The organism is Rufibacter sp. XAAS-G3-1 (genome assembly GCF_013623775.1).
In the GTDB taxonomy this organism is placed as follows: Bacteria; Bacteroidota; Bacteroidia; order Cytophagales; family Hymenobacteraceae; genus Nibribacter.
Map to the genome: position 1 here is coordinate 274,251 of NZ_JABFAM010000005.1, position 13,188 is coordinate 287,438.

Sequence of the window (13,188 nt, forward strand, 5' to 3'; positions counted from 1 at the left end):
GGCAATAAGGACAATATAACTTGTACAACCAATAGCTGCCACTGCCCTTGCTGCAATGGCCTTTACTCCTTTCCCCAGTTCTAGTCTTCCCCGAGCGCGCCTCGCTTTTGGCCCTGGACAGACAGCTACTAAGAGAAGAGAACTTCCCAGGCCGAAAGGGCAGTGCGAGAGGGAAAGACGGGGCCTCGCGGCCGTGAGCGCATACCGCCAAAGCTGGAACAACACAGCACTTGCACCCACGAAACGAACGGACAAGCCAAGGGAACAGCAAACGGCGTGCACCTGCTAATCAGCAGTTCCAGACAAATGCCAAAACGTAGAAACCAGCCAAGATACTTACCCGCAACGGTGACACCCTACTCCCTTGCCCCAAAGGCATGCTGAAGAGGACAGACAAAAACCGATCTTGCAACACCGGACACCTTTTAAGGCTCATTCCAAAAAAGAAGGCAAAAAACACCTTATCCCCGAAGGAATTCTTAAAGATAGTATTCTGCCAGAAAGGGCTGGAAACCAGCTGTGGAGAAGAGGCGAAGCCTTGTAGCTAAAGGAAAACAGATTAACTTTGGCCTGCATTGGCATGCTTTTGGCGAGAGGGCTTTAGTATAGGACGGCATCCGCTTTTCTGAGGTTGAATTCCGTTTCACGCGCCAAATCATTCCCGTATTTTCTTTCTGGTTTCTTAAAACAGCTATGCGTAGAGTTCTGAGTTTTAGTGGCTACTGGCAATTCTCTGCGGTAGTGTTGGTGGCGTTGCTGGCGGGTTGTACGGCCCCCAGGTCGGTGATCCATTCTGGACGGGTTACGCCGCATGGCGAGTTCAAAGTAGGAGCCAACTTCGGGGGGAATCTCTCTACGGAGCCCATTGGGCAGTTGAAAGACGTTACCGAAGATGCCATTGTGGCCCTGGCCAACCGCGATTCTGTGTATTATGACGGGTTGGTGCGGTCGGCCACCAAAGCCGCCATCGCCTATACCCTGGATCCGTTCGGGCCAACGTTTGATTTTTACGTGCGCTACGGGGTGCTGCCCCGGGTAGACGTGGGGTATAAATACGCCTCTGGCGTGCACGTGCTAGATGCCATGTACCAGTTCATGGGCCCGGTGGCCGGAGTGTCTACCCGAAGCGCCAATGAAAGGTGGTACGGCAGCGTGGGACTGCAGTATGCCGGGCAGAGCTCAAACATCTTAGATAAACTTTTCCTGGACAAGCTTTCGCCGGTGCTGCAATTCACCGCCAAAAGAAGAGACGTGCTGGTGCCGTTGGTGTTCAGTAGGTCGTTTGGGGCCGATGAGGAATTCGGGAATATCTCCTTCGGGGTGGCCTATAACCACACCTTTGTGGAATACGGCTTGGTACCGGGCAAACTCTATGAGAAAGTAGGCGGCGGCAAAGCCGTGCAGATTGAAGGCCTCACCAGAACGCAGAGTTTTCCGTCTTACGGCCTGTTCGTGAACGCTAAAATTGGGGCGAAGCGCATTTACCTTCTGCCCGCCCTTTCTATGTTCTACCAGAGCTACGGCACCTATGAACTCCTGAAACAAGAAAAAGCCGACTTCTCCGGCATCACCATTGTGCCTTCCATTGGGGTGCAGATTGGGCTGGGGCAAGGCAAGACCGGCAGGTAAAGCGTTTCTGTTTTAAGGCTGATTTCCTAAAAATAGGCCTAAAGCGGCTGCTTGTAGATGAAGTGAAATAACTTTTAAATCCTGTGGTAATTGGCGCAAAGCAACAGTTACCACAGGATTTTTGCTTTGACAGGAAGTCTGCCGCAAAATATAATGTAAGGTTTGCCTTTTGGCCGAACTGCTGCGGAGTTCTACTCCACGGTGAACCACGGGCAGTTTGCTTCCGGAGTGGAACTCCGAAGGAGCGGTGTTTCTGTTTTGAGGCTATTTTCCTGAAAATAGGCCTAAAACGCTTTCTGCTGTTCACCAGGCAGCTTCCTGAGCCAAGCCAGAAACGGTTTTCTCCCTCAGGAAAGAGCTTCGGGGGCGGGACTGCCGGCGGGGCGCGATTTGTCTTCGGGGAGCGGAATGAATTCCTGGTTGTCGGTGGGCGGTAACAGGATGCGGCCTTCCTTCCAGTCGGCTTTGGCCTGCTCAATGCGGTCTTTCCGGCTGGACACAAAATTCCACCAGATAAACCGTTGGCCCAGCGGCTCGCCGCCCAGCAGCATGAGCGTGGTGGGTTCTTTGGCTAAAATAATAGGGTCAACGCCTTTGCTGAAAACCAGCATCTGCCCCACGGTGTACGTATGTCCGGAAACCTCCACGCTGCCTTTGGCCACGTAAACGCCCCGTTCAGAATGCTCCTGCGGCAACCCGAAGCGCGCTCCCCGGTCCAGCACCACGTGCAGGTAGAAAAGCGGCGAGTGCGTCTTCACCCCGTTTCTAAGGCCGTAGGCATCCCCGGCAATCAGGCGCATCCAGACGCCCGCATCGGTGTAGATGGGCAGTTGCTCGGGCTGGTAATTGTCGAAGGCCGGGGCGGCTTCCTCGTCTTTCTCGGGCAGGGCCACCCAGGTCTGGATCATCTCCAGGTTGCCGCCCGCCAGCAGGGCCGGGTCTTCAAACCGCTCAGAATGCGCGATGCCGCTGCCGGCCGTCATCCAGTTCACCTCGCCGGGCCTTATGATCTGCTCCACGCCCAGGCTATCGCGGTGCATGACCTGTCCGCCAAGCAGGTAGCTGACCGTAGACAACCCAATGTGCGGATGCGGCAACACATCCAGGTTCGTGGCCAGGGAAGGCTGCACGGCTACCGGGCCCGCGTGGTCCATGAAGATGAAAGGGCCCACCATCCGGCGCAGGCGGAACGGCAGAATCCGGCGCACGTCCATTCCGGGGGCCAGCGCTGCTTTACGGGCTTCTATGACAATGTCCAGCATAAATAAGAAAAGTGGTTCGTTGCCTTAAGGAACTAAATGTCAGGCAGAATGACAAGCGGCACACCCGTTCAGCGGGATATAAAAGCTTATTCTCAGACAGTTCCTCTGGGGCAGCGTACGCTGAAAGGTCTGTTTTAGGGCTGTTTTCCCGAAAACGGGCTCAAAACCGGTTTTCCACGGCGGGCAGCCCCAGCAGACGCTTGCGCCGGAGAAACAAGCTCTGAGTTGGGGGGTACAGCGTTCCCCGCCGTTTCTGGGGCATTTTCTGAAAAACAGGCCCCAAACCGCAGCTTTTCCGTTTTTGTGCCGTTACAACAGTTTGTCTTCGTTCCTTTGCGCTACAAAAGAGAAGTAACCTCCCTATGGAAATCGGCATCACCACCTTCGTAGAAAACACCCCAAATCCCGCCACCGGTCAACTGCTGCCCCCGCACGAGCGGATGCGCAACCTGATGGAGGAAATCGCCCTCGCCGACCAGGTGGGGCTGGATGTCTTCTCCATCGGGGAGCACCACCGGTCAGACTTCGTTGTTTCCTCCCCGGCCGTGGTGCTGGCCGCAGCCGCGGTGAAAACCAAGCGCATCAGGCTGTCCAGCGCCGTGACGGTGCTCAGTTCCGATGACCCGGTGCGGGTGTTCCAGGATTTCGCGCACGTGGATCTGCTGTCTGAAGGCCGCGCCGAGATCATGGCGGGGCGGGGTTCCTTTATAGAGTCTTTCCCGCTGTTCGGCCAAGATATGAACGACTACAATGAACTGTTCTCTGAGAAACTGGAGCTGCTTATTGCCCTCAACAAAAGCGAGAAAGTAACCTGGTCTGGCCAGCACCGCCCCGCCATAGACAACCTGGGCGTGTACCCCAGGCCGTACCAGCCCGAGCTGCCCATTTGGGTAGCCGTGGGCGGCACCCCGGCCTCGGTGATTAGGGCCGCCCAGCGCGGCTTGCCCATGGCGCTGGCTATTATTGGCGGCCTGCCCGAGCGGTTTGTGCCATTCACTGATCTGTACCGGAAAACTTACCTGCAGGCAGGCTTTCACGCAGATAAACTGCAACTGGCCATCAACTCGCACGGCTACCTCGCCGATGACTCGCAGAAAGCCGCCGCTGAATTCTACGGGCCGTACGCCTACCTCATGGGCAAGATTGGGCGCGAGCGCGGCTGGTCTGGCATGAGCCGCGAGCAATTTGACCTCATGCGCGGCCCCGAGGGCTCCTTGCTGGTGGGCAGCCCGCAGCAGGTCATAGACAAGATACTCTGGGAATATGAGTTGTTCGGCAATACCCGTTATCTCTTCCATATAAGCGTGGGCACGTTGCCTCATGCCCAGGTCATGCACGCCATTGAATTGTTAGGAACCGTGGTAGCGCCAGCCGTGAAGAAAGCGGTGGGGAAACAGGGGTGATTTGCTGCGTTACCAGATCTTACAACCGCGCCGTAGCCGTATTCTGCTGGTTTAGGATGCTATCTGCAGGGGCCGGATACAGGAATTTGCGTAGTTCCTGCAGGTAACTGAAGCTGCCGTTGGGCAGATTGCTGAGGATAATGAGGGCGCTGTGCTCTTTGGGGTTACGCAACAAGTAGGTAGAAAAGCCGTGCCACAAGCCGCCGTGGTACACGGCGGTGTCGCCGTTGTCCAACGGCCGTATGCGCCAACCGAACCCGTAATCCTCCTCCTGTTTTTTCTTCTTTTTGAGAATAGAGCCGGTAAACGCCTCTTTCAGGGTTTCTTTGCTCACCAGTTTTTGGGTGTAGAGCGCCTGATCCCATTTGTAGAGGTCTTCTACGGTAGAGTAAATGCCTTTGTCGCCCAGCACGGTGTCTAGGTAATCTGAGGTGCGTTTCTGGCGGAAGCGGGTGTGGCCGGTGGCTATTTTGCCGGTAAGGGTGGCTACCTCTGGGCTGTAGGTGAAGGTCTGCTTCATCTCCAGGGGTTCAAAGATGCGCTCCCGCAGGAAAGTGGCGAAGGGCATTTCAGAGACTTTTTCCACAATAGAGGCCAAAAGGCTGTACCCGGTGTTGCTGTAGTCAAAGTGGGTGTTGGGCGGATAATACGGTTGGGGACGGTGCGCCACCATTAGGTTAATGACATCTTCGTTCGTAAGGTTCTTGTTGCGGTCTGGCCAGAGCTTGTCGCTGAAATACGTGTAGTTAGACAAGCCGCTCTGGTGGGTGAGCAGCTGCCGGATGGTAATGCCGTGGTACGGGAAGTTGGGGATGTACTGCTGCACGCTGTCCTTGTAGCTCAGTTTGCCCTCGTCTTTCAGCATCATGATGGCCATGGCCGTGAACTGCTTGGACACCGAGGCCAACTGAAAAGCGGTCTCCACGGTAAGGGAATCCTTCTTGTAAAAATCGGCAAGGCCGAAGGCATTTTTGTAGATGACCTGGTCATACTTGGTCACCAGCACCGTGCCGTTAAAGCCCCTTCTTTTGTGAAAATGCTTAAAAACGGAATCTAACTGCTGGGTCAGTTTCCGGACACTATCAGGCGTAAACGAGGCCGGAATAGCGATCTGCTCCCTGGTGTCATCATCGCCTCCCCACAAGCTGTTCTTCTTGCCTGACTCCTGGCAGCCGACCAGGAACAGACAGAAAACGGATGCAGTGATGCCGCTAAGAAGCAAGTGTTTTGTTTTGAGAAAAGCCATACCTGAAAATGCCAACACGAAAACGGACTCTAAAGATAAGGCAATGAAAGAAAATTTTACTATAAAAATGTTTCGGTGGTGGGCCAGAGAGGGGGGCCTGGTAAGTAAACTGGCAGATTATGGGTTCGCCAGAACTTGATCATAGTTGGATCCAATAATCGCTTTCACATCTCCACCAGGCCCGGGCCGCAGCACCTTGATGCCCAACGGCTTCATCATGTGCTGATGATCCTGCTCTGCCGTGCAATTTATAGGAGCGGGATAGTTGGCGGCGGTAGTACCAGTGGAAGCCTGCTGCGCGGAGGCAGAAGAAATGGTGAAGGCAAGTAGGAGGTAGAGGACTTTTTTCATGAGAGCCGGTTATGTCTTCAAGTCAGCTAGAAATCTCCAACTGGCGTTGCTTCACCTCCAGCAATTCATGGTAGTTTGTCTTTAGGTCTTCTGGCAGAAAGCTGATGTCAATAAAGTTGTGCCAGGCAGGAAGAGCTTTTGAAAATCGTTTGAAGATGTTCTGCATGGCTCGTGCTTCAATTCCGGCGGCACCCATAGCAATCTCAAAGTCCTTCCGTTTCAGTTTTCGCTTCTTGCCATTGAGGGTTAAAGCCAGTTCTTCAGTATCACCTTCTACCACTAATTCAGAGGCAACTAAATCATAGGCGGGGCAAAGATGATACTGCTGGTTTGGGTCTTTGAGCAGAGAGAAGTTTTTCAGGTGCATGTCATTATTGCCGGTCAGGAAACTGAAGAGTACCTGTTCATAAAAACTGATGCTATCAAATCCAGGGTTGGCGGTGTGCTTTAAAATGACTTTGGCTATTTGCTCATAAGAACCTTTGTACTTGTGCTCGGTGAGCCGTTCCGTCAATTGGCACATGTCTTCCATGTGTAGTTTTAGGTTTTTAGACCGGTCCACTCTTTTGGTGATGTACGCCAACTGACCCGAGGCTAACCGGATAAGAGAATGATTCACCGTCTTTACTTTCGCCAGCGCGGCCAAGTGCATGGTAACATCTTCAATCTCGGGAAGGTGGCGGTAATGCTGTGTCTGTGGTTTCAAGATATAGTCGCCCCACAAACCAACGATGGCAAATTTCTTAGAGGAGAAGTTATCCCGTAAAGCTTCAATGCTTAACGACAGCTTGGGCTGAACACCCGTGATAGTAGTCTGATTCTTGATAATCTGCTCGGCCAGGGCAAACATATCGGTATCTGTGTAAGGAAGCTCGGGAGGAATTGGAGTGCCATAGATGCTCTTGCTGCATTTAGGGTGGTACTCTGTTTCTGTCACTTTGAGTTCCTGGTAACAATACAAGCAACGGCTATTCTTCATCATTCTTCTCCTCCATGGCTACTACAGAAACAGCCCCAATACAATCTCTGCAAGTAGCCATCAGAATGCCCATGCGGTCTCTGGGGTTGAGTTTCCAGTTCTTCTCAGCGATGTCTAAAAGCCAGCCTTCCGGAATGAGGCCGTCAAAAAAAGGGAACAGCATATTGTTAAGATAGGGCTTTTGAGCAAGCGGTAGGGTGAGACTGATGGGTTCTGCCTGCGGAAGTGCGAGATAGGCTGCTTCATACCTGAAGTGGTAGCCCTCACTGTCTTCGATAAGAGTGCCTGCCCAGTGTTGGTACATGTAGATATTAGCCTTCTTCATGCAGTAAATCTTCTCTGTTGGCAGGCACTGCCCCTAGTTCATAGCCAAACAGCTTCAGTACTTGGTTTACTTTGTTCATTTGCAGCGATGATTTGCCTTGTTCCAAATCTCTCACAAACCGAAGGCCCACGCCCGCTTTAAAAGAAAGCTCCTCTTGGGTAAGACCTAAACGCTTCCTTCTTTCTTTGACAAAGCTTTGTAAGTTGTTTTCCTCCATTTTATACCCGTTGAGGTATAAAGATACGTAAAGTGTTTGACTTTATACCTTAACGGGTATAAAATGACTGATTGAATAGGTGTTTATACCCTATTGGGTATAAAATGAGAGTTCATTAGGAAACTTAAATGTTTTTAAACCAATCTGGTTTTATTTTTACCTCTTCCACTAATTCCACTATAACACCTAATCGTAGTTCTTTAAGTTTTTCAGCAAAGTCATTGCCGTCAATTAAATCTATAGGTATTGCTCCATCACGTTGGGCTTCTTTTTTTGCTTCACGTGTAAAACTACCTGTTGTCATAATCAAGCCTTTTTCAGCACGTCCGCTCATTGCTCCTCTAAAATCTCTGATAATAGATGAAGAAACAGAACCTTGATATCGTTTTGCTTGAAAGACAACGTGAAAAGAAAGTATGCCTCCTAATCGTATCATTCCTTTTCCATCAATTCCTCCATCATTAGTTTTTCCAGTTACTTCAACATTCACGAATCCTAATTCTCTCAATATTCTTTGACATAGCCTTTCAAACTGGTCAGGCTCAATACTTTTAATGGTATCTATTAATTTGCTTTGCCATGTAAATTCTTCAAGTTCTTCTGTCGTACCTTGAAGTTCTGTTGATTCTTTACCCTCTGTTTTCTTAGAAAGGCTTTCTTCACGGTCTTTCTTTATAACTGACCTTTTGACTTCCTCTTTATTAACTTCAGTTGTTCTTTGTCCTTCTTCAGTTAAAGCCCAAATTCCCCTTGAAGAATTCTCAAGTAACCCATATCTCTTAAGGTAATTTCTTGACCAAGCAAGGCGATAGGTTAGCTTGGTCGTGCTTTCTCTGTGGATTTCATTTGTAGCTTCTTCGGTTAGATTCAAAAGCCGTGCTACCTCTTCTTCAATTTCACTTACTGCTCCTGAACCTCCTAAATTCTTTAAAGCATTTAAAGTAGGGTTAAATAGGTCGTCGAACTTGTATTTAAAATGCTTGTCCATTAAATTCTGTATTTCTTCAAAGTCAGGTGATATATAGAAATTACTTTCTCTACATGTCTATCAGATTTTACTCATAAGTTTGATAGCTTTTCAAGTTACTGGATTAAGGTCAAGAAAGAAAAGAATCCAACTTCCATTTCCCGCCTCTTTCCTCAAAACAACCCCTAAAACGCACCCCTTTGTTTTCTCCCCCCAGATTCCTGAACTTTACCGCGTGAAACTTCTCCGCAAAATATTGGTCAAGGCGCTCGGGTTTGAGGGCTATCTGCGTCTGGTCAGCCGGATGTACATCATCATGGTGGGCTCGGGCCGGGGCCGTGAAAAGTACCCAGAGCTGTTCTTCCTGCGCAAAATCATCCGTCCGGGGTATACGTGCCTGGACATCGGCGCGAACCTGGGCTACTATTCCACTTTCCTGTCCAGACTGGCCGGGCCGAACGGGAAAGTGCTGGCCGTGGAGCCGGTGCCGTTGTTCGGGCGCATCTGGCGAGACAACGTGCGGGCCAGCGGGGTAGACAACCTCACGTTGCTGCCGTATGCGTTGGGCGGCGAGAACATCCCCATTGAGATGGGCACGCCCGTGCGCGACGGCCTGGTACACCACGGCATGACCAAAATCGCTAGTTCGGCGCAGGAGCAATACGCTCAGACCTACCAGGTGGAAATGCGCGTCCCAGATGAACTGTTCGCCGATTTAGACCAACTGGATTTTATTAAATGCGACGTGGAAGGCTATGAACACCAGGTGTTTGCCTATTTGCAGGAAACTATAAAACGGCACAAGCCGTTGATTCAGACAGAGCTCAACGGCACAGAGAACCGCCGCGCCGTGGTAGACATACTCACCCGTTTAGGCTATGCCGTGTACACGTTATCGCCTAAACACACGTTATCTGCCTGTAGCCCCCAAGAAATTGACGCCTACCAGGGCGGCGACTTTTACTTTAAACCAAACCCATACGCCTAGTGAAATTCTTTTTGATTATGCTGGCGGTGATGTTTCTGATGCGGTACTTGATGCCGTACATCATCCGCTTTCTTCTTAAAACGTTCGTGCAGAAACAAATGCGCAAAGCGCAGGAATACGCGGCTTTCCAAGGCCAGCCGCACGCGCAGCAAGCCTATAAACAGCAATACAGCCAGCAGAGTAGAAGCCAGTCTTCTGCCGATGGCGGCAAGGTGAAGGTAGCCTACGTGCCCGATGAGAAGCGAACGCCCAAAGACTTCCCCGGTGGCGAGTACGTAGAGTATGAAGAAGTGAAATAAACTGAGTATCTTTCAAGCCCGATGCCCAACGCATCGGGCTTTTTTATTGCAATCAAACCACAATGGCCTCACCTAAACTAGATTTCAACCGCCACGTGTTGCCGCACCTGCTGGTGCTTCTGTTTTTCCTGCTACTCATTGTAGCCTATTTCTCGCCCATTTTCTTTGACGGCAAAACCCTCATGCAGCACGACGTGGTGCAGTTCCAGGGCGGGGCCAAAGAGATAGCCGATTTCCGGGAACGCACCGGCGAGGAAGCCCTCTGGACGAACTCCATGTTCAGCGGCATGCCCGCCTACCTCATCAGCGTGCAGTTCTCCGGCGATTTGTTCCAGTACGTACACTCGCTTTTCACCGTCGGGTTGCCGCTGGTGGCCTCCAATATCTTCATCACGCTGGTGTGCGCCTATATCATGTTCGTGGTCTTCGGCCTGCGGCCAATGCTGGCGGCAGTTGGCGCTATCGCCTACGCGTTTGTGTCTTACAACTTCGCCATTCTGGAGGCCGGGCACAACACTAAATCACTCGCCATTGCCTACTTGCCGCTGGTGCTGGCGGGGCTCTGGTACGCGTACCGTAAAAACCTGTGGCTGGGTGCCGCCTTGTTTGCCTTCGGGTTGACCATGCACATCCGCATGAACCACTTGCAAATCACGTATTACCTGCTCTTCATCGTGCTCATCTTCGGCATTGTGGAGCTGGTGACCTGGGCCAAAGAAGGCCGCGTGGCGGATTTCTTCAAGCGCACCCTCCTCCTGGCCCTCGGCGCAGCCTTGGCCGCGGGCGTGAGCTTCGGGCGTATTTACACCACCGCCGAGTACGGCAACTATTCCATCAGAGGCGCTTCTGAATTAACGCAGGGCAAAGATGCCTCTGAGATGGGTACCGGCTTAGACCGCGAATACGCGTTCCAGTGGAGCTACGGCGTAGGCGAAACCATGACGCTTTTGGTGCCTAATTTCTACGGCGGAGCTTCGCAAAGTCCGTTGGAGAAAGACTCTGAGACCTATAAGCAATTAGCCCAAGGCGGCGTGCCCGAGGCGCAACTCCAGAACGCCACCATGCCGTTCTACTGGGGCGACCAATCCTTCGTGGGTGGCCCGGTGTACATGGGCGCGATTATCTGCTTCCTGTTTGTACTGGGCTTATTGGTCACGCCGCGCCGTTTGTGGATATGGCTGTTGAGTGCTACTATTCTGTCGTTCTTCCTGAGCTGGGGCAAGAACTTTGAGGCCTTCAACTACTTCATGTTTGACTACTTCCCGGGGTACAACAAGTTTAGGGCGGTAAGCATGGCGCTGGTCATTGCGCAGGTGACCATGGTGCTGCTGGCGGTGCTGGCTTTGTGCCGGGTGCTCCAGAACCAGCCGGTGGAGAACCTCCAGAAGAAACTCTTCACCGCGCTGGGCATCACCGGCGGGCTCTGCCTTTTGCTAGTGCTGTTCAGCGGCATGTTTGATTACGTGGGTGCGGTAGATGAGCAATTGGCCCAGTACCAGTACCCAATCCAGGCTATACGGGAAGACCGCGAATCTATGCTGCGCGGCGATGCCCTGCGTTCTTTGATTTTTATCTTGTTGGCCGCCGGCACGCTCTACCTGTACATCAACCGGAAAATGACGTCGTTCATGGCTACCGCCGTGATTGGCCTTCTCATTCTGGTAGACCTCTGGACGGTAGACAAACGCTACCTCAACAACGACGATTTCCAGAAAGACTACAGCAAAACGTACTTCCAACCCACCCCCGCCGACGTAGCCATCCTGCAGGACAAACAGCTGAGTTACCGCGTGTACAACGTGGCCAACCCGTTCAACGATGCCCGCACCTCGTACTTCCACAAGTCCATTGGCGGGTACCACGGGGCCAAGCTGCGCCGCTACCAAGACGTGATTGAGCAGCACATCGCCCAAGGCAACATCCAGGTCTTGAACATGCTCAACGCCAAGTACGCCATCACGGGTCAGGCAGAACAGCCGGTGCAGCTGATTCCCGGTTATTTGGGCAACGCCTGGTTTGTGCAGGAAATACGCGCCGTAAACTCCCCAGACGAAGAACTAGCGGCTCTTAAAGGCATTGACGCCAAGAACGAGGCCATTGTAGATGTCTCTAAATTCCCGAACGTGAAGCCGCAGACGTATACCACCACCGGTTCTGTCATCACCTTGGTGGAATATCAGCCTAATTACCTCAAATACGTGGTAAACGCCGCCCAGCCCGGCCCCGTGGTCTTCTCTGAGGTGTACTACAAAGACGGCTGGCAAGCGTACATAGACGGCAAACCGGTAGACCATTTCCGGGTGAACTACATTCTGCGCGCCATGAACGTACCGGCGGGTAACCACGCCATTGAGTTCAAGTTTGAACCGGAGGAATACGCGCTGGGCAATACCGTCGCCCTAATCTCCTCGCTGCTATTGATGGCAGGTCTGGTGGGTGCCGTGGTCTACGGCTTCAAAAGAAGACCGGCCAACGTTTAGTTGATTCAAGTGACAGTGCCCGTTTTGGGTTTGTTTTAGCAGAAACAGGTCAAAAACGGGCCCTGCTGTTTTCACGCCAGACGCACCTGTATGCCCGTTCTCCTGCAAGCTCTCTCTGACCCGCTCCTTACCCAAAAAGGAGTAGAACTTTCGGTGCTGCGCGAGGATCTGTTGCACCCAGGCATTCCCGGTAATAAGTGGCGTAAGCTGAAATACAACCTCCAGGCGGCGCGGGAACAAGGGTGTGAAATGCTGGTTACCTTCGGCGGGGCCTTCTCCAACCACATTGCCGCCGTAGCCGCTGCCGGAAAGGCGTTCGGGTTTGCCACCGTTGGCTACATCAGAGGCGAAGAAACGCTGCCTTTGAACCCCACGCTCCAGCAGGCTTCCGCTTGCGGCATGTACCTCCGTTACCTCAGCCGCACCGAGTACCGCCTGCGGAATGAGGCCCGTTTCCAGGCCGAAATTCTGAAAACGGCCCCAAAACCGTACTTGCTCCCCGAAGGCGGCACCAACCTCCTGGCCGTCAAAGGTTGTACTGAGGTTGTGACGGAGTTAACAGAGCCTTGGGATGTACTTTGCGTCGCCGCAGGCACTGGCGGAACATTGGCGGGAATGGTGGTGGGAGCCGGCGGGAACGGCAAAGTCATTGGTTTTCCTGCCCTCAAAGGCGGCGAGTTCCTGCAGGCAGAAGTCACCGATCTGGTGCAAACGTTCGCCGGACAGGCCTACCCAAACTGGGAACTGCAAACCAATTATGCCTTCGGCGGCTACGCCAAACACACGCCGGCACTGCTCACGTTTATGCAGCAGTTTCACCAACACCACGGCATTCTGCTAGACCCGGTGTACACCGGCAAGATGCTGTACGGCGTGTTTGACCTGGTTCGGCAAGACTACTTTGCTGTTGGAACGAAGATCATAGCGGTGCACACGGGCGGGCAGCAGGGCTGGGCCGGGTACGCGCAGCGGTACGGTTTGGCGTGGCCTACGGCCGATATTATCCAATAGCCGCAAGGTGCTTGTCCTCCCGTGAAAAGCA

Annotated in this window: 13 protein-coding genes; 6 read left to right on the top strand and 7 right to left on the bottom strand. The window is 52.6% G+C overall.

Going from position 1 to position 13,188, the window contains the following annotated elements; translation table 11 throughout:
- Positions 1–693 precede the first annotated feature (693 nt).
- Positions 694–1,629, top strand: coding sequence for a hypothetical protein (locus HHO50_RS05490; RefSeq protein ID WP_181304990.1), 936 nt, complete (start codon positions 694–696; stop codon positions 1,627–1,629).
- A gap of 347 nt (positions 1,630–1,976) precedes the next feature.
- Here the strand turns inward: HHO50_RS05490 and HHO50_RS05495 are convergent, their stop codons facing one another.
- Positions 1,977–2,891 (bottom strand): pirin family protein, encoded by a 915-nt coding sequence (locus HHO50_RS05495; protein WP_181304991.1) that lies wholly within the window; start codon positions 2,889–2,891, stop codon positions 1,977–1,979.
- Between the two features lie 362 nt (positions 2,892–3,253).
- Between HHO50_RS05495 and HHO50_RS05500 the strand changes: the two genes are divergently transcribed.
- Positions 3,254–4,294 (top strand): LLM class flavin-dependent oxidoreductase, encoded by a 1,041-nt coding sequence (locus HHO50_RS05500; protein ID WP_181304992.1) that lies wholly within the window; start codon positions 3,254–3,256, stop codon positions 4,292–4,294.
- A gap of 19 nt (positions 4,295–4,313) precedes the next feature.
- Here the strand turns inward: HHO50_RS05500 and HHO50_RS05505 are convergent, their stop codons facing one another.
- The 6 genes from HHO50_RS05505 to HHO50_RS05530 form a co-directional block, all read right to left on the bottom strand.
- Positions 4,314–5,540 carry a serine hydrolase gene (locus HHO50_RS05505; protein WP_181304993.1) on the bottom strand — a complete coding sequence of 409 codons (1,227 nt, stop codon included), beginning with the start codon at positions 5,538–5,540 and terminating at the stop codon, positions 4,314–4,316.
- Positions 5,541–5,657: 117 nt separating this feature from the next.
- The gene (locus HHO50_RS05510; RefSeq protein WP_181304994.1) at positions 5,658–5,891 is read right to left on the bottom strand and encodes a hypothetical protein; all 234 of its coding nucleotides are present in this window, start codon (positions 5,889–5,891) and stop codon (positions 5,658–5,660) included.
- 22 nt (positions 5,892–5,913) lie between these two features.
- Positions 5,914–6,873 carry a HipA domain-containing protein gene (locus HHO50_RS05515; protein WP_181304995.1) on the bottom strand — a complete coding sequence of 320 codons (960 nt, stop codon included), beginning with the start codon at positions 6,871–6,873 and terminating at the stop codon, positions 5,914–5,916.
- Positions 6,860–7,195, bottom strand: a complete 336-nt coding sequence (locus tag HHO50_RS05520; RefSeq protein WP_181304996.1) for a HipA N-terminal domain-containing protein — start codon at positions 7,193–7,195, stop codon at positions 6,860–6,862. The genes HHO50_RS05515 and HHO50_RS05520 overlap by 14 nt, the downstream gene beginning before the upstream one ends.
- The gene (locus tag HHO50_RS05525; protein ID WP_181304997.1) at positions 7,182–7,412 is read right to left on the bottom strand and encodes a helix-turn-helix transcriptional regulator; all 231 of its coding nucleotides are present in this window, start codon (positions 7,410–7,412) and stop codon (positions 7,182–7,184) included. The genes HHO50_RS05520 and HHO50_RS05525 overlap by 14 nt, the downstream gene beginning before the upstream one ends.
- Positions 7,413–7,536: 124 nt before the next feature.
- Entirely contained in the window at positions 7,537–8,400 is an 864-nt protein-coding gene (locus HHO50_RS05530; protein ID WP_181304998.1) for a restriction endonuclease, read from the bottom strand.
- Between the two features lie 214 nt (positions 8,401–8,614).
- Between HHO50_RS05530 and HHO50_RS05535 the strand changes: the two genes are divergently transcribed.
- From HHO50_RS05535 to HHO50_RS05550, 4 genes are all read left to right on the top strand, one after another.
- The gene (locus HHO50_RS05535; RefSeq protein WP_181304999.1) at positions 8,615–9,367 is read left to right on the top strand and encodes an FkbM family methyltransferase; all 753 of its coding nucleotides are present in this window, start codon (positions 8,615–8,617) and stop codon (positions 9,365–9,367) included.
- Positions 9,367–9,666 carry a DUF4834 family protein gene (locus HHO50_RS05540; RefSeq protein ID WP_181305000.1) on the top strand — a complete coding sequence of 100 codons (300 nt, stop codon included), beginning with the start codon at positions 9,367–9,369 and terminating at the stop codon, positions 9,664–9,666. The genes HHO50_RS05535 and HHO50_RS05540 overlap by 1 nt, the downstream gene beginning before the upstream one ends.
- Positions 9,667–9,728: 62 nt before the next feature.
- Positions 9,729–12,146: a YfhO family protein gene (locus tag HHO50_RS05545; RefSeq protein WP_181305001.1), complete on the top strand. Its 2,418-nt coding sequence runs from the start codon at positions 9,729–9,731 to the stop codon at positions 12,144–12,146.
- A gap of 90 nt (positions 12,147–12,236) precedes the next feature.
- Positions 12,237–13,157 (top strand): 1-aminocyclopropane-1-carboxylate deaminase/D-cysteine desulfhydrase, encoded by a 921-nt coding sequence (locus HHO50_RS05550; protein ID WP_181305002.1) that lies wholly within the window; start codon positions 12,237–12,239, stop codon positions 13,155–13,157.
- The last annotated feature ends 31 nt before the right edge of the window (positions 13,158–13,188 follow it).